A 16070-nucleotide genomic window follows, 5' to 3' on the forward strand; every position below is an offset into this window, starting at 1 on the left:
TCGAAGCCTGGCTGCCAGTCAGTGGCGCCTCGTTCACTTCGATGAACACCTTATAGCTCAGGCTTTCCGTAGGTTGCAGCGCTCAAAACTCAGCGCTCCCATGTGGGAAATGCATGGGTCGGCAGAAAGCGCCGGGTCAGCCGCTGGTGCGGGCGGCCCGATTGCACAATCCTGTTTCCAAACACCGCTTTTATAACAATGCGCGTTGCAACCGCGCAGGGCCTTCAACAAAGTGCCGCTGAAGGCAAGCACACGTATTTGGATATACCCGCCACCATGCACCCATCATCACGGAAACGGTTGATCCCTGCGGCAGAGACAAGTATTTCTTTTGTCGACAAAGGAATCTGACATGACCGATATCGACACCGACAACAGCCCCATCCCTGAGCGCAAGCGCGGCTCCGGCGTCAAGATGGTCTATGATCTCTTGCGCGACGAGATCCTCGACCTGGTGCTGCCGCCAGGCAGCCCGATCGACGAAGTGCAGCTTGCCGAGCGGCTGAAGATGTCGCGCACGCCGATCCGCGAAGCGCTGGTGCGCCTTGCCGGCGAAGGACTGATCGACACGCTGCCGAACCGCTCGACGATGGTGGCGAACATCGACTTCCTCAATCTCAATCCGTTCTTCGACGCACTGGTGCTGATGTACCGCGTTACCACGCGGCTTGCGGCGCAGAACCATAGGCCGGAAGACCTGGCGATCATTCGCGGCTTCCACGAAGACTATGCGGCAGCCGTGCAGACGCGCGACGCGCTGACGATGATCGCCACCAACGCCGCCTTCCATGCGGCGATCGCGGAAAGCGGACGCAACCCTTACTTCACCAGCCTGTTCCGCCGGCTGCTCGACGAAGGGCGGCGTATCCTGCGTCTCTATTACCAGTCCTATGACGAGCAGTTCCCCCAGCGTTTCGTCGACGAGCACGCGGCCATGATCGCGGCGATCGCCGCGCGCGACGTCGAGGCTGCCGATCGGCTCGGCAAGGCGCATGCGGAGCAGATCGTCGAGCAGGTGCAGAAGCTTTTTGCCCGCAATAGCAAGCTCGACATCGCCCTGTAGCGGCTTTTGTATTTTTCTTGTCGACAAATAAAATACAAACGGCTATTGTCTAGATCAATGGCAGGGGCGTAGGTGCGCCGCTGCCCTGAAGACAAAGCCCGAGAGGAGTTTCAGATGAAGGCTCAGATTTTCACCGGCGTCATCCCGGCGCTGATGACCCCCTGCAAGGAAGACCGCACCCCCGATTTCGACGCGCTGGTGCGCAAGGGCAAGGAGCTGATCGCGCAAGGGATGTCCGCCGTCGTTTACTGCGGCTCGATGGGTGACTGGCCGCTCCTGACCGACGAACAGCGCATGGAAGGCGTCGAGCGCCTGGTCAAGGCCGGCATCCCGGTCATCGTCGGCACCGGCGCCGTCAACACCGCTTCGGCTGTCGCCCATGCCGCACACGCCGAGAAGGTTGGCGCCCAGGGCCTGATGGTCATCCCGCGCGTGCTTTCGCGTGGCTCGGTCGTCGCTGCCCAGAAGAACCACTTCAAGGCCATTCTCTCGGCTGCCCCGAGCCTGCCGGCTGTCATCTACAACAGCCCCTACTACGGTTTCGCCACCCGCGCCGACCTGTTCTTCGCGCTGCGCGCCGAACATCCGAACCTCGTCGGCTTCAAGGAATTCGGAGGCGCTGCCGACATGCGCTATGCGGCCGAGAACATCACCAGCCGTGACGATGGCGTCTCGCTGATGATCGGCGTCGACACGGCCGTGTTCCATGGCTTCGTCAACTGCGGTGCAACCGGTGCGATCACCGGCATCGGCTGCGTCCTGCCGAAGGAAGTCATCCACATGTGCAACCTGTCGCGTGCCGCCGCCGAAGGCGACGTCGACGCCCGTCTGCGCGCCCTGGAACTGGAACAGGCGCTCGCCGTTCTCTCGTCCTTCGACGAAGGCCCGGACCTCGTTCTCTACTTCAAGCACATGATGGTGCTGAAGGGCGACAAGGAATACACGCTGCACTTCAACGAGAGCGACGTTCTCTCCGACAGCCAGCGCGGCTACGTCGAAGCCCAGTTCAAGCTGTTCAACAGCTGGTACGGCGAGTGGAGCAAGCTCCCGGGCGCCGTCCAGAAGTACAAGGCCTGATTATCAATATCGGCCCGTAAAACGAGAAAGGCTCTCCTGTTGGAGGGCCTTTTTGTGTCGCCCCGTTCAAGACCGCAAGCCGCGTTTGCATCGCAAGCACCAGCCAAGATTTCCCTCATTCCTGTGCCTGTCACAGGGTTCCAGCAGGTGAAAGAGTCCTTAGACCTGATGGACGTCGGGTCACTGGATCCCGGCACGAGCGCGGGGATGAAAAGGGTGAGCAGGTGCGCCTCTCGAAGAAAAGGCCCTCCGGTTGGGAGGGCCTTCTTTTATCGACGGCGAGGACGGCGCAGCGAAGAAGCCGCGGAAAGGTTAGCCGCCGCTTACGCGACGGCATCCAATCCGAGAGCCAGCAACCGGTCGAGCTGCTCCATTTCGGCCGCATTAAGTACAACACCTTCGGCCTCCGATTTGGCGCGGGCCACGAAGCGGCGCTGCGACGGCAGGCGGGCGCCCTGGCCGACAATCGCTTCGAACAGCACTTCCGCGCGGGCGAAAGGATCGCCCGGACGGCCGGCGGCAAACTTCTCCGGCGAGAAGGCGACGATCAGTTCGCCGTGGAAGGGTGCGAGCGTCGTCGTGCCGAGATAGTCGAGCACTTCCGGGCTCGTCAGGTCGCCGATCATGATGCCGGCGAGAAGCTCGACCATCGTGCCGATCGCCGAACCCTTGTGGCCGCCGAAGGGGAGCATGGCGCCGGCAAGCGCTGCTTCCGGGTCGGTCGTCGGATTGCCCTCGGCGTCGATCGCCCAGCCCTCCGGCAACGGCTTGCCCGCACGGCGGTGCAGCTCGATCTCGCCGCGGGCGGCAACCGAAGTCGCGAAGTCGAAGACGTAGGGCGGCTTGTTCTCGCGCGGCCAGCCGAAGGCGAAGGGGTTGGTGCCGAGCAGCGGCTTGTTGCCGCCGGTCGGCGCAACGGTCGCATAGCTTGGGCACATGACGAGGCCGGCAAGTCCCTCGCCGGTCAGGCCTTCCACTTCCGGCCAGAGTGCCGAGAAATGGGTGCAATCATTGATGACGAGCGCGGCAATGCCGAGCGTACGAGCGCGTTCGGCCAGCGCCGGCAGGCCGAGTTCGAAGGCCGGATTGGCGAAACCGCCCTTGGCGTTGACCTTGACGATGGCCGAGCCTTCCTGCGCATCGAGCTCCGGAACGGCATCTGGCTTCACCTTGCCCGCCTTGACGGTGCGAAGCGCCCCTTCGATGCGGTAGATGCCGTGCGACTTGCAGGCATCGCGCTCGCCGGCGACGATCACCCGGGCCAGTGCACCGGCCTGAATGGCGTTGAGCCCCGCCTTCAGGAAGATCGCCTCGACGCGCTCGAAAAGTGCTGCCATCGTCAGGGTATTGGTTTCGCTCATCTCTCTCCCTCTCAAATGCTGCGCCTGATCCGGAAGGGCCAGTCAGGCGATTGATGTTCTGCATACATATAGTATACAAAGATCCGACAAGTGCAATTCAGCCATGATCCCCTCTGCCAGAAAAGGCAATCCGGGATCGAACGAAAGGATCGGCAGATGGCCTTCACCCCCAAAGGAAAACACCTTGTCGCCGGCGAATGGCTCGACGGCGCGGGTACCTTCGCATCCGCACCCGCCCACGGGCCGGTCCATCAGTTCGCCACCGGCACGGTAGAGCTGGTCAACCGCGCCGCCGAAGCGGCCGAAGAAGCGTTCCTGAGCTACGGCTATTCGACCCGCGCCGAGCGCGCCGCCTTCCTGCGTGCCATTGCCGACGAAATCGAAGCGCGCGCCGAAGCAATCACCGAGATCGGTACCCAGGAAACCGGCCTGCCGGAAGCCCGCCTGCAGGGCGAACGCGGCCGCACCACCGGCCAGCTCCGCCTTTTCGCCGATCACATCGAGAAGGGCGAATATCTCGACCGCCGTTTCGATGCGGCCCTGCCCGAGCGCCAGCCGGCGCCGCGCCCGGAAATCCGCCTCATCCAGCGCCCGATCGGCCCGGTCGCCGTCTTCGGCGCCTCGAACTTCCCGCTGGCCTTCTCGACCGCCGGCGGCGACACGGCTGCCGCCCTTGCCGCTGGCTGCCCCGTGGTCGTCAAGGGCCACTCGGCCCACCCGGGCACCGGTGAAATCGTCGCGCAGGCCGTCGAAGCCGCCATCCGCAAGACCGGCGTTCACCCGGGCGTCTTCTCGCTGATCCAGGGCGGCAACCGCCAGGTCGGCGAAGCGCTGGTGCAGCATCCGCTGATCAAGGCCGTCGGCTTTACCGGTTCGCTCGCCGGTGGCCGCGCGCTCTTCAATCTCTGCACTGCGCGTCCGGAGCCGATCCCGTTCTTCGGCGAGCTCGGCTCGGTCAACCCGATGTTCCTGCTGCCGGAAGCCCTGAAGGCACGCGCCGAAGGTCTCGGCCAGGGTTGGGCCGGTTCGTTGACCATGGGTGCCGGCCAGTTCTGCACCAACCCCGGTATCGCCGTGGTTGTCGAAGGCGCCGATGCCGACCGCTTCACCTCAGCTGCCGTCGAAGCGCTCGGCAAGGTCGCACCGCAGACAATGCTCACCGACGGCATCGCCAAGGCCTATCACGACGGTCAAGCGCGCTTTGAAAGCCGCAACACCGTGAAGCCGCTGCTGACAACCGAGTCTTCCGGCCGCTCGGTCTCGCCGAACCTGTTCGAGACATCTGGCGACCAGTTCCTTGCCGACCACGCGCTCGGCGAAGAGGTCTTCGGCCCGCTCGGCCTCGTCGTGCGCGTCGGTTCGACCGAAGAGATGGAACAGCTTGCCCGCGGTTTCGAGGGCCAGCTGACGACGACCATCCACATGGATGCGGCCGATCTCGAGACCGCCCGCCGGCTGCGCCCGATCCTCGAGCGCAAGGCCGGCCGCGTGCTCGTCAACGGTTTCCCGACCGGTGTCGAGGTGGTCGATTCGATGGTGCATGGCGGACCCTATCCGGCCTCGACCAACTTCGGCGCAACCAGCGTCGGCACGATGTCGATCCGCCGCTTCCTGCGTCCGGTCGCCTACCAGAACATGCCGGAAGGCCTGCTGCCCGAGGATTTCCAGGGTTAAGGCACAGGCAGACGCTGCGGGTGGCTTGCCGCCCGCGGTCCGCCGACACGACAGATCGCTTCGCAGGCATCCCATTTCGCGAAACAAATGGGATGCCTGCGCGCGTTCTGCGTTATGAACTTATACTTTTTGTATACTAATTGTATTTTTCTATTGATTTGTGCTCTCTAAAACGGAATAGTGCCTCAGCCGTCAAACGGCACTCATTTCAGGGAGAGAGAAAATGAAGACTTCGGTGCTCGCGCTCGGCCTCGTTGCGGCCGCTGCTCTGACCAGCCAGGCCCATGCCGACAAGCTGGATGACGTCATCGGCTCGGGTACGCTGCGTTGCGCAGTGGTGCTCGACTTCCCGCCGATGGGTTCTCGCGACGAGAACAACAACCCGATCGGTTTCGACGTCGACTACTGCAACGATCTCGCAAAGGCCCTCGGCGTCACCGCCGAAATCGTCGAGACCCCGTTCCCGGAGCGTATTCCCGCTCTGATGTCGGGCCGTGTCGACGTCGGCGTTGCCTCGACCTCGGACACGCTTGAGCGTGCCAAGACCGTCGGCATGACGATCCCCTACTTCGCCTTCGAAATGGCCGTGACCGCCAACGAAAAGTCGGGCGTCAAGTCCTTCGAAGACATGAAGGGCAAGACCGTCGGCGCGACCGCCGGCACGTTCGAGGCGATCGCGCTCGAAAAGCAGGTCAAGGAATGGGGTGCCGGCGAGTTCCGTCCGTACCAGACCCAGGCCGACGTCTTCCTCGCGCTCAGCCAGGGCCAGATCGACGCGACGGTTTCGACCTCGACGGTCGCCCAGGCCAACGTGAAGGGCGGCAAGTTCGCCGGCATCTCCGTCGTCGGCAAGGCTCCGTTCGACACCGACTACGTCGCGCTCTTCACCAACCGCGAAGAATACGGCTTCATCAACTTCCTCAACCTCTTCATCAACCAGCAGGTCCGCACCGGCCGCTACGCTGAACTTTACGAAAAGTGGGTCGGCGGCGAACTTCCGGACCTTACGGCTAAGGGCGTTTACCGCTAATATGCCGTTTATCTGGCGGCGCGAAGTTTAGCTTCGCGCCGCTATTCGTTTCCGAAGAGGTGAGACGAAACATGTTCAGCTATACCTTTCATTGGAACCAGGCGCTGAAAGCCCTGCCGCAGATGCTCGATGGAGCGCTGGTCACCTTGCAGGTGGCTCTGCTCTCGATGGTCATCGGCCTGGCACTGGCGCTGGCGCTCACAGCCTGCCGCCTGTCGGGCAATCGCATCCTCGGTGGCTTTGCCACCGCCTGGATCGAAATCGCCCGCAACACGCCGGCGCTGTTCCAGATCTACATGGCGCATTTCGGCCTCGGCAATTTCGGCATCCACTTGAGCCCGTACACGGCGCTGCTCGCGGGGATCGCCTTCAACAATGCCGGCTATCTCGCGGAAAACTTCCGCGGCGCGCTCAAGGCCATTCCGGACACCCAGACACGGGCCGGTCGTTCGCTCGGCATGACCCCGGTCCAGGCCTTCCGCTACATCGTCCTGCCGCAGATGCTGCGCATCGCCTTCCTGCCCGTCACCAACCAGATGGTCTGGGCAATCCTGATGACCTCACTTGGCGTTACCGTCGGCATGAACACCGACCTTGCCGGCATCACCCAGGAACTGAACGCGCGCTCGTTCCGCACCTTCGAATTCTTCGCGATCGCGGCGGTCATCTATTACCTGATCGCCAAAGCCGTGACCCTTGGCGCGCGCCTGCTCGCTGCGCGCATGTTCCGCTACTAAGGAGAGGTGAGAGATGTTCAATACCGCCCTCACCCTCGCTGATCTCGGCTTCCTGTTACAGGGCGCCCTGATGACGCTTGCGGTCACCGCCGTCTCCGTGACGGCCGGCACCGTGCTCGGCATCATCTTCGGCGTCGTGCGCAATCAGGTCGGCCCCTACTGGGCCATGCCGCTCACCTTCGTGCTCGATATCTTCCGTTCCGTGCCGCTCTTGATCCAGCTGGTGCTTGCCAACGCCTTCCAGGCGATCGCCAAGCTCGGCTGGGCGCCGTTCACGACCTCCTGCGTGGTGCTGTCGCTCTATACGGCCGCCTATTGTACCGAGATCGTTCGCGGCGGCATCTCGTCGGTACCGCCGACGACGCGCCGTGCCGCCCGCTCGCTCGGCATGACCTGGTGGCAGGACATGCGCTACATCGTGGCGCCGCTTGCGACCCGCGTTTCGCTTCCGTCCTGGATCGGCCTGACGCTCGGCGTCATGAAGGACTCGGCCCTCGTGCTCTGGCTCGGCCTGATCGAACTCTTGCGCGCCTCGCAGGTTCTCGTCACCCGCCTGCAGGAACCGCTGCTGATCCTTTTGATCTGCGGCGCCATCTACTTCCTCATCAGCTTCCCGATCGCCCGGCTCGGCGGTTACCTTGAAAAACGGTGGTCCAATGATTGAGATCCAGAACGTTCGCAAATCCTTCGGCTCGCTGGAGGTTCTCAAAGGCATCGACCTCACCGTCAACAAGGGCGAGGTGCTGACCATCATCGGCGGCTCCGGTTCCGGAAAATCGACGCTGCTCACCTGCATCAACGGTCTCGAGCCGATCGATTCCGGCCGCATCCTGGTCGACGGCACCGAGGTCCACGCGAAATCGACGAACCTCAACAAGCTGCGCAGCAAGCTCGGCATCGTCTTCCAGCAATTCAATGCTTTCCCGCACCTGACCGTGCTTGAAAACGTCACGCTGGCGCCGCGGAAGGTGCTCGGCCTTTCCAAGGAGAAAGCCGAGGAGATCGCCGTCAAGCAGCTCACCCACGTTGGTCTCGGTGAGAAGCTCGGCGTCTACCCGACCCGCATGTCGGGCGGCCAGCAGCAGCGCATGGCGATTGCCCGCGCGCTTGCCATGTCGCCGGAGTACATGCTGTTCGACGAAGTGACCTCGGCGCTCGACCCGCAGCTCGTCGGCGAAGTGCTCGACACGCTGCGCATGCTGGCCTCCGAAGGCATGACGATGATCTGCGTCACCCACGAGATGAAGTTTGCCCGCGAAGTCTCCGACCGCGTCGCCTTCTTCCACAAGGGCGTGATGGCGGAAATCGCCGCACCGGAGGCGCTCTTCGGCGCGCCGAAGGATCCGGAACTCCAGAAGTTCCTGGCAGCGACGCACTGAGCCAATCATGAAGAATGCAGTTCAGCCTGACGTCATCGTCATCGGCGCCGGCGTTGTCGGCCTTTCTGCGGCCATTGCCGCCCAGGCACGGGGACTTTCCGTCACCGTGCTCGACCGGGAAGGCCCGGCAGCAGGTGCCTCGGCGGGCAATGCCGGGGCCTTCGCCTTCACCGACATCCTGCCGCTCGCTTCGCCCGGCATCCTCAAGAAGGCGCCGAAGTGGCTGCTCGACCCGCTCGGCCCCTTGAGCGTACCGCCGGCCTATGCCGCGCAGATCGCGCCATGGATGTTCCGCTTCTGGCGCGCCTGCTCGGCAAGCCGTGTCGCCCATTCGACGACCGCGCAGACGGCAATGATGGATCTCTCCAAGGCGGAACTCGAACCGTTCCTGGCAGAGACCGGCACGCTGCCGATGCTGCGCAAGGAAGGCAATCTGCAGGTCTATGAAAGCGACGCCGAGTTGAAGGCCTCGCTTCCCGGCTGGACCGCGCGCGCCGAACACGGCATCGAATTTCGGCACATGGGCGCGGCCGAGATGGCCGAGATCCAGCCCGGTCTCGCATCGCGCTTCACCCATGGCACCTTTACCCCCGGCTGGTATTCGATCGCCGATCCCAAGCTCTACACGCTGGCGTTGGCAGACCATTTCCGCGCCAAGGGCGGCGTGATCGAGCGCGCCGAGGTCACGGCGCTGAAGCCTGTCGAAGGCGGCGTCGAACTGACGGCCGACGGCAAGACCCGGCGGACGGAGCAGGTCGTGCTTTCAGCCGGCGCGTTCTCGCACCAGGTCGCCCGCACGCTTGGCGAGCGCATCCCGCTCGAAACCGAGCGCGGCTACAATACCACCCTGCCGCAGGATGCCTTTGACCTGCGCACCCAGGTCACCTTCGGCGGCCACGGCTTCGTCGTGACGCGGCTTTCGACCGGCATCCGCGTCGGCGGTGCCGTCGAACTCGGCGGGCTGAAGTTGCCGCCGAACTTCCGCCGCTCGGAGGCCATGCTGAAGAAGGCGCAAACCTTCCTGCCCGGCTTCAAGACCGAGGGCGGCGTGCAATGGATGGGTTTCCGCCCGTCGCTGCCCGACAGCCTGCCGGCGATCGGCCGCGCCCGCGCCACAGGCCGCGTCGTCTACGCTTTCGGCCACGGCCATCTCGGTCTGACGCAATCGGCCGGCACCGCCCGGCTCGTTGCCGACCTGCTCACCGGCCGGCGGCCGGCGATCGACATCAGCTCCTTCTCGCCCCAACGTTTCTGACAGAGTTTAGACCATGGCCAACCACACCTTCTCCTGCATCGACGGCCACACCTGCGGCAATCCGGTCCGCCTCGTTTCCGGCGGTGGGCCGCGGCTCGAAGGCGCCAACATGCTGGAGAAGCGGGCGCATTTCCTGCGCGAGTTCGACTGGATCCGCACCGGCCTGATGTTTGAGCCGCGCGGCCACGACATGATGTCGGGCTCGATCCTCTATCCGCCGACCCGGCCGGACTGCGACGTGGCGGTGCTCTTCATCGAAACGTCGGGCTGCCTGCCGATGTGCGGTCACGGCACGATCGGCACCATTACCATGGCGATCGAAAACGGCCTGATCACCCCGCGCGAGCCGGGCAAGCTTTCGATCGACGCGCCGGCCGGCAAGGTCGACATCACCTATCGCCAGGAAGGCCGCTTCGTCGAAGAAGTGCGCCTCACCAACGTGCCGGGATTCCTCTACGCCGAGGGGCTGACGGCCGAGGTCGAGGGTCTCGGCGAGATCGTCGTCGACGTCGCCTACGGTGGCAACTTCTACGCCATCGTCGAGCCGCAGAAAAATTTCCGTGACATGGCCGACCACACCGCCGGCGAACTTGTCGGCTGGAGCCCGAAGCTGCGCGCGGCGCTCAACGCCAAATACGAGTTCGTGCATCCGGAGCACCCGGAAATTCAGGGCCTCAGCCACATCCAGTGGACCGGCAAACCGACAAACGCCGAGGCGCATGCGCGCAATGCCGTTTTCTACGGCGAAAAGGCGATCGACCGCTCGCCCTGCGGCACCGGCACGTCGGCGCGCATGGCCCAGCTTGCCGCCAAGGGCAAGCTCAAGCTCGGCGACGAGTTCGTGCACGAGTCGATCATCGGCTCGCTGTTCAAGGGCCGCGTCGAGGCGGCGACCAAGGTCGCCGACCGTGACGCCATCATTCCCTCGATCGCCGGCTGGGCCCGCATGACCGGCATCAACACGATCTTCATCGATGACCGCGACCCCTTTGCCCATGGATTTGTCGTAAAATGACCCAATCGATCTCCGCCCGCAGCATTCTTTCCGGCTCCGCCGATGGCCCCATCATCGCCACTGAGGAGGCGTTGAGTTTCTGGGGCGGGGTCGATCCGGCAACCGGCCGGGTGATCGACGTGCACCATCCGCTGCACGGCCTCTGTCTGACCGGCGGCATCCTGATGATGCCGTCGAGCCGCGGCTCCTGCACCGGTTCGGGCGTGCTGCTAGACATGGCCCTGACCGGCCGCGCGCCTGCGGCCCTTGTCTTCTCGGAAGCCGAGGACGTGCTGACGCTCGGCGCGCTGATCGCGGCCGAAATGTTCGGAAAATCCCTGCCGGTGCTTCGGCTTTCGCGCGACGCCTTCAAGGCGCTCTCGCAGGCAAAGACCGCGCGTATCAGCGATAAGGCAATCGAAGCCGATGGCTTGGCAATCCCGGTCGCTCCGCCGGCAACGACAGCGCTCGACCTCTCCGACGACGATCGCGCCATGCTCGACGGCCGTGACGGCATCGCGGTGCAACAGGCAATGCGCATCATCGCGGCGATGGCGGCGCAGCAGGGCGCGGAAAAGCTGATCGACGTGGTCCAGGGCCATATCGACGGCTGCATCTATGCGAGCCCCGCCAACCTCACCTTCGCCGAGAAGATGGCAGACATGGGCGCCAAGGTTCGGGTGCCGACGACGATGAACGCGATCTCCGTCGACCGCGCCAACTGGCAGGCACAGGGTGTACCGGAATCGTTCGGCGACCCGGCGGCCAGGCTTGCCGACGCCTATGTGCGCATGGGCTGCCGCCCCACCTTCACCTGCTCACCCTATCTGCTCGACAGCGCGCCGAAGTCCGGCGAAGCAATCGCCTGGGCGGAATCGAACGCCGTCATCTTCGCCAATACGGTGCTCGGCGCGCGCACGGCCAAACACCCTGATTTTCTCGACCTCTGCATCGCGCTGACCGGTCGCGCACCACTCTCGGGCGTCTATCTCGACGCGCCGCGCAAGGCGACGCGCGTCATCGACGTGGAGCTGCCTGACAATATCGACGATGCCTTCTGGCCGTTGATCGGCTATCTCGCCGGCAAGGCCGCGCCCGACCGCATTCCGCTGTTGCGCGGTCTCGCATCGGCACGCCCGTCGCGTGACGACCTCAAGGCGCTTTGCGCCGCCTTCGGCACCACGTCTGCATCCCCGATGCTGCATGTGGAGGGCGTGACCCCGGAAGCGGAAGGCGCCGCGGCTAAGGATGCCGACCGCACGACGATCACCCGCGCCGACATGGCCGGTGCCTGGTCGCTCCTGAACGACGGTCCGGAGGAGGTCGAACTCGTCGCCATCGGCAGCCCGCATGCGTCGCTCGAGGAATGCCGCGCGCTGGCCACGGCCTTCGACGGCCGCAAGCGCGACAGCAACGTCGCCGTCATCGTCACCGCCGGACGAGACGCGATTGCCGCCGCGCGCGACGAAGGTCTGCTTGCCCGCCTTGAAGAAAGCGGCATCCAGGTGCTGCCGGATCTTTGCTGGTGCTCGATTTCGGAGCCGGTGTTCCCGACGAAGACACGGGCACTGATGACCAATTCCGGCAAATATGCCCATTACGGCCCCGGTCTTTCCGGCCGCGCCGTGCGCTTCAGCAACCTTGCCGATTGCGTCGAGGCAGCGCTTACCGGACGTGTTCCGGCGCGCCTGCCGGCCTGGCTCGCCTAACGCCTTTCCCCCCTCGCTCAAGCGCCGCTGCGTGGCGGCGCTACCGAGCACGCCCATGCCGAAGCACGGGCCGCCATCGCGCCGCCGGTGTTGAAGACAACTTATCCATGGTTGCAGCGCCGGGCGTCGGCCATGTCGGGGCCGCCACCATGGGCGACGCGGCCCTGGCCACCCATGTTCGCCGCCTTGGCGACCCCGGCGGCGGCTGACGCAACCGAACGTGGCGCCGACACAGAAATGCCCGGTCAAGCGCGGCGCCAAGCGCGCTCGCGCCCGCCTTCAGCGCCGCGTGACCGCCGCTTCGATCAGGTTTTCGTGATGCCGCAGTCACGATTTTTCATTCATTGAAACAACCCCTTCGAGAATCACGAGAAAGCGAGTACTCTGAAGGAACATTGCGCATGGGACGCCGTTTATTCGAATGAGCGAGCCGATAAGCAGCGATCCCCGTCTCAGCCAGCGGCCGCGGGAGAGCATGATGCAAAAGAGCGAATGCGACGTTTTTGATCTCTTCTCGGAGATCTATACAAGTGCAGCGCAAGAAGAAATCAGCCTTCAAGAATACCTTCTGGCATGTCGTGACGACAAAAGCATGTATGCCACCGCGCAGGAGCGGATGGTTACAGCCATAGGTAATCCAACCCTCATCGATACCAGCGCGGACGAACGTCTCGGCCGCATCTTCTCAAACCGGACCGTCAAGATCTATCCATCCTTCGCCGACTTCTACGGCATGGAGGACACGATCGAGCGCATCGTCGGCTACTTCCGCTATGCAGCCCAAGGGCTGGAGGAGCGCAAGCAGATCCTCTACCTGCTCGGCCCGGTCGGCGGCGGCAAGTCTTCGCTCGCCGAGCGCCTGAAAAAACTGATGGAACTTCAGCCGATCTACACGCTGGCGGTCGGCGGCAAGGTCAGCCCGGTTTTTGAATCACCGCTCGGCCTGTTCCATCCCGACCGCATGGCCGATCTGCTCGAAGACAAATACGGCATCGGCCGACGCCGGCTGACCGGCCTCATCTCGCCCTGGGCGACGAAGCGGCTCGACGAAGTCGATGGCGACATCTCCAAGTTCAGCGTCGTCAAGCTGATGCCGTCGCGGCTGCGCCAGGTGGCGATCGCCAAGACCGAGCCCGGCGACGAGAACAATCAGGACGTTTCCTCGCTGGTCGGCAAGGTCGACATCCGCCAGCTCGAAAACTACAGCCAGGCCGATCCCGACGCCTACTCCTACAGCGGCGGGCTCAACCGCACGACGCAAGGCCTGCTCGAATTCGTCGAAATGTTCAAGGCGCCGATCAAGGTGCTGCATCCGCTTTTGACCGCCACCCAGGAAGGCAACTACAACGGCACCGAAAGCTTCGGTGGCTTCCCCTATCAGGGCATCGTCGTTGCGCATTCCAACGAGTCCGAGTGGCTGCAGTTCAAGAACAACAAGAACAACGAGGCCTTCCTCGACCGCATCCTCGTGGTCAAAGTACCTTACTGCCTTCGCGTCACCGAAGAGCGGCAGATCTACGAGAAGCTTTTGCGCGAAAGCGAACTGACCAAGAGCCCCTGCGCACCGGAAGTGCTGGAAAGCCTCAGCCGCTTCACCGTTTCCACCCGCCTTGCCCGTCACGAGAACTCGCCGCTCTATACCAAGATGCGGGTCTATGACGGCGAGAACCTGAAGGACACCGATCCCAAGGCGAAGTCCGTTCAGGAATATCGCGACGCCGCCGGCGTCGACGAGGGCATGACCGGCATCAGCACTCGCTTTGCCTTCAAGGTTCTGTCGGAAACCTTCAACTACGACACCAAGGAGGTCGCGGCCGATCCCGTGCACCTCATGTACATTCTGGAACAGGCCATCCGCCGCGAACAGTTCCCGAAGGAGACGGAAGCGAGCTACCTCGACTTCATCAAGTCCGAACTGGCATCGCGCTACGCCGAATTCATCGGCCACGAAATCCAGAAGGCCTATCTGGAAAGCTATAGCGAATACGGCCAGAACCTGTTCGACCGCTACATCGCCTATGCCGACGCCTGGCTCGAAGATCAGGACTTCAAGGATCCGGATACCGGACAGATTCTCAACCGGGAGATCCTCGACAGCGAGCTGTCGCAGATCGAAAAGCCGGCCGGCATCGCCAATCCCAAGGACTTCCGCAACGAGGTCGTCAAGTTCACCCTGCGCGCCCGCGCCAAGAACCATGGGAAGAATCCCTCCTGGACCAGCTACGAAAAGCTTCGCGACGTGATCGAGAAGCGCATGTTCGGCCAGGTCGAAGACCTGCTTCCGGTCATCAGCTTCGGCTCGAAGAAGGACAGCGCATCCGAAAAGCAACACGCCGAGTTCGTCCAACGCATGACGGAACGCGGCTACACGGAGCGTCAGGTCCGACGACTGGTCGACTGGTACATGCGGGTCAACAAGGCGGGCTGACGATGCCGAAACAGGGGATTGGGCCGAAGCAGGGGATTGGTATATGCCGAATTTCATCGACCGGCGGCTCAATCCGAAGGATAAGAGCCTCGGCAATCGACAGCGCTTTCTGAAGCGGGCCCGCGAAGAGCTCAAGCGGGTTATCAAGGATCAGGTCAAGTCGGACAGGATCATCGACGTCGACGCCGCCCATGGCGTGCCGATGCCGACCGATGGTGCCAGCGAGCCCACGTTCCAGCCGTCCCGCGGCTCCGGCGAACGCAACTACGTTCTTCCCGGCAACAAGGAGTTTTCGGCAGGCGACCGCCTGCCGAAACCGGAAGCGGGCGGCGGTGGCGGCGGCAAGGGCAAGCCCGGAACCGGCGAAAGCGACGATGATTTCCAGTTCATCCTGTCCCGCGAGGAAGTGCTGGACCTCTTTTTCGAGGATCTGGAGCTTCCTGACATGGTCAAGCTCAGCCTCAAGGAAACCGTCACCTTCAAGCCCCGCCGCGCCGGCTTCGCCACGGCGGGAACCCCGACGAACATCAATGTCGGGCGCACGATGCGCAACAGTTTCGGCCGACGCCTGGCGCTGCACCGGCCGAAGGAGAAGGAACTGACCGCGGTTACCGACGAGATCGCGCAACTGGAAGCGGAACCGGAGCCGACGGCGAAGAGCCGACAGAGGCTCAAGGAGCTGCGGGGCGAGCTGGAAAGGATCGAGAAGAAACGGCGGCGTATCCCTTACGTCGATCCGGTCGACATCCGCTTCAACCGCTTCGAGCAGCAGCCGCTGCCGAATGCCAACGCCGTGATGTTCTGCCTGATGGACGTCTCGGCCTCGATGGGCGAGCGCGAGAAGGACCTCGCAAAGCGCTTCTTCGTGCTTCTGCACCTGTTTTTGAAGCGGCGCTACGAACGCATCGACATCGTCTTCATCCGCCATACGGACGAGGCGCGCGAGGTCGACGAAGAGACCTTCTTCTACAGCACCCAGAGCGGCGGCACGATCGTATCGACCGCGCTCGAAGAGATGATCAGGATCGTCGAGGATCGCTATCCCTCGCAGATCTGGAACATCTATGCGGCCCAGGCGTCCGACGGCGACAACATCATCGGCGACAGCGAACACTGTGCAGCACTGCTCAGGGAAAAGCTGACGAAGCTCTGCCAGTACTATGCCTATGTCGAAATCATCGACGAGCGAGAGACGGAAATCTTCGGCTCGACGGACAACGGCACCGCGCTCTGGCGCGCCTATCGCACGGTGGACGGCGAGAAGTCGAATTTCCAGATGACCCGGATTGCCAAACCCGCCGACATCTACCCGGTCTTCCGCAGGCTTTTTGCCCGGCAGCCGGCCGTACGCACCCGGAAATGA

13 protein-coding genes are annotated in these 16070 nt (G+C 63.5%); 12 read left to right on the plus strand and 1 reads right to left on the minus strand.

The window, feature by feature from the left end:
• Positions 1 to 352: 352 nt before the first annotated feature.
• Positions 353 to 1063, plus strand: a complete 711-nt coding sequence (locus OKW20_RS09015; protein WP_043613006.1) for a GntR family transcriptional regulator — start codon at positions 353 to 355, stop codon at positions 1061 to 1063.
• A gap of 114 nt (positions 1064 to 1177) precedes the next feature.
• Positions 1178 to 2140: a dihydrodipicolinate synthase family protein gene (locus OKW20_RS09020; RefSeq protein ID WP_043612977.1), complete on the plus strand. Its 963-nt coding sequence runs from the start codon at positions 1178 to 1180 to the stop codon at positions 2138 to 2140.
• A 323-nt stretch (positions 2141 to 2463) separates the two neighbouring features.
• Here the strand turns inward: OKW20_RS09020 and OKW20_RS09025 are convergent, their stop codons facing one another.
• Positions 2464 to 3501 carry an Ldh family oxidoreductase gene (locus tag OKW20_RS09025; RefSeq protein WP_429171623.1) on the minus strand — a complete coding sequence of 346 codons (1038 nt, stop codon included), beginning with the start codon at positions 3499 to 3501 and terminating at the stop codon, positions 2464 to 2466.
• 156 nt (positions 3502 to 3657) lie between these two features.
• On the opposite strand from OKW20_RS09025, the gene OKW20_RS09030 reads away from it, so the two are divergent.
• From OKW20_RS09030 to OKW20_RS09075, 10 genes are all read left to right on the plus strand, one after another.
• Entirely contained in the window at positions 3658 to 5175 is a 1518-nt protein-coding gene (locus OKW20_RS09030) for an aldehyde dehydrogenase (NADP(+)) (RefSeq protein ID WP_429171625.1), read from the plus strand.
• A 223-nt stretch (positions 5176 to 5398) separates the two neighbouring features.
• A complete protein-coding gene (locus tag OKW20_RS09035; RefSeq protein ID WP_043612984.1) occupies positions 5399 to 6205 on the plus strand; it encodes a transporter substrate-binding domain-containing protein in 807 nt (268 codons plus the stop codon).
• Between the two features lie 71 nt (positions 6206 to 6276).
• Positions 6277 to 6942, plus strand: a complete 666-nt coding sequence (locus OKW20_RS09040) for an amino acid ABC transporter permease (protein WP_043612986.1) — start codon at positions 6277 to 6279, stop codon at positions 6940 to 6942.
• 13 nt (positions 6943 to 6955) lie between these two features.
• Positions 6956 to 7606, plus strand: a complete 651-nt coding sequence (locus OKW20_RS09045) for an amino acid ABC transporter permease (RefSeq protein ID WP_043612988.1) — start codon at positions 6956 to 6958, stop codon at positions 7604 to 7606.
• Positions 7599 to 8321, plus strand: coding sequence for an amino acid ABC transporter ATP-binding protein (locus OKW20_RS09050; protein WP_043612991.1), 723 nt, complete (start codon positions 7599 to 7601; stop codon positions 8319 to 8321). The genes OKW20_RS09045 and OKW20_RS09050 overlap by 8 nt, the downstream gene beginning before the upstream one ends.
• 7 nt (positions 8322 to 8328) lie before the next feature.
• Positions 8329 to 9576, plus strand: a complete 1248-nt coding sequence (locus OKW20_RS09055) for an NAD(P)/FAD-dependent oxidoreductase (RefSeq protein WP_429171627.1) — start codon at positions 8329 to 8331, stop codon at positions 9574 to 9576.
• A gap of 13 nt (positions 9577 to 9589) precedes the next feature.
• Positions 9590 to 10591: a 4-hydroxyproline epimerase gene (locus tag OKW20_RS09060; RefSeq protein ID WP_429171629.1), complete on the plus strand. Its 1002-nt coding sequence runs from the start codon at positions 9590 to 9592 to the stop codon at positions 10589 to 10591.
• Positions 10588 to 12279 carry an aconitase X gene (locus OKW20_RS09065; RefSeq protein WP_429171631.1) on the plus strand — a complete coding sequence of 564 codons (1692 nt, stop codon included), beginning with the start codon at positions 10588 to 10590 and terminating at the stop codon, positions 12277 to 12279. Before OKW20_RS09060 ends, OKW20_RS09065 begins: the two co-directional genes overlap by 4 nt.
• A 478-nt stretch (positions 12280 to 12757) precedes the next feature.
• Entirely contained in the window at positions 12758 to 14707 is a 1950-nt protein-coding gene (locus tag OKW20_RS09070; RefSeq protein ID WP_043613002.1) for a PrkA family serine protein kinase, read from the plus strand.
• 43 nt (positions 14708 to 14750) lie between these two features.
• Positions 14751 to 16070, plus strand: coding sequence for a YeaH/YhbH family protein (locus tag OKW20_RS09075; protein WP_192450111.1), 1320 nt, complete (start codon positions 14751 to 14753; stop codon positions 16068 to 16070).

The organism is Ensifer sp. LBL, assembly GCF_050435225.1.
In the GTDB taxonomy this organism is placed as follows: domain Bacteria; phylum Pseudomonadota; class Alphaproteobacteria; order Rhizobiales; family Rhizobiaceae; genus Ensifer.

Bases quoted from the DNA above. Each gene is read 5' to 3' on its own strand.
- OKW20_RS09015 (WP_043613006.1), top strand. From the start codon at position 353: ATGACCGATATCGACACCGACAACAGCCCCATCCCTGAGCGCAAGCGC.
- OKW20_RS09050 (WP_043612991.1), top strand. From the start codon at position 7,599: ATGATTGAGATCCAGAACGTTCGCAAATCCTTCGGCTCGCTGGAGGTT.
- OKW20_RS09075 (WP_192450111.1), top strand. From the start codon at position 14,751: ATGCCGAATTTCATCGACCGGCGGCTCAATCCGAAGGATAAGAGCCTC.
- OKW20_RS09020 (WP_043612977.1), top strand. From the start codon at position 1,178: ATGAAGGCTCAGATTTTCACCGGCGTCATCCCGGCGCTGATGACCCCC.
- OKW20_RS09060 (WP_429171629.1), top strand. From the start codon at position 9,590: ATGGCCAACCACACCTTCTCCTGCATCGACGGCCACACCTGCGGCAAT.
- OKW20_RS09045 (WP_043612988.1), top strand. From the start codon at position 6,956: ATGTTCAATACCGCCCTCACCCTCGCTGATCTCGGCTTCCTGTTACAG.
- OKW20_RS09055 (WP_429171627.1), top strand. From the start codon at position 8,329: ATGAAGAATGCAGTTCAGCCTGACGTCATCGTCATCGGCGCCGGCGTT.
- OKW20_RS09035 (WP_043612984.1), top strand. From the start codon at position 5,399: ATGAAGACTTCGGTGCTCGCGCTCGGCCTCGTTGCGGCCGCTGCTCTG.
- OKW20_RS09030 (WP_429171625.1), top strand. From the start codon at position 3,658: ATGGCCTTCACCCCCAAAGGAAAACACCTTGTCGCCGGCGAATGGCTC.
- OKW20_RS09070 (WP_043613002.1), top strand. From the start codon at position 12,758: ATGCAAAAGAGCGAATGCGACGTTTTTGATCTCTTCTCGGAGATCTAT.
- OKW20_RS09065 (WP_429171631.1), top strand. From the start codon at position 10,588: ATGACCCAATCGATCTCCGCCCGCAGCATTCTTTCCGGCTCCGCCGAT.
- OKW20_RS09040 (WP_043612986.1), top strand. From the start codon at position 6,277: ATGTTCAGCTATACCTTTCATTGGAACCAGGCGCTGAAAGCCCTGCCG.
- OKW20_RS09025 (WP_429171623.1), bottom strand. From the start codon at position 3,501: ATGAGCGAAACCAATACCCTGACGATGGCAGCACTTTTCGAGCGCGTC.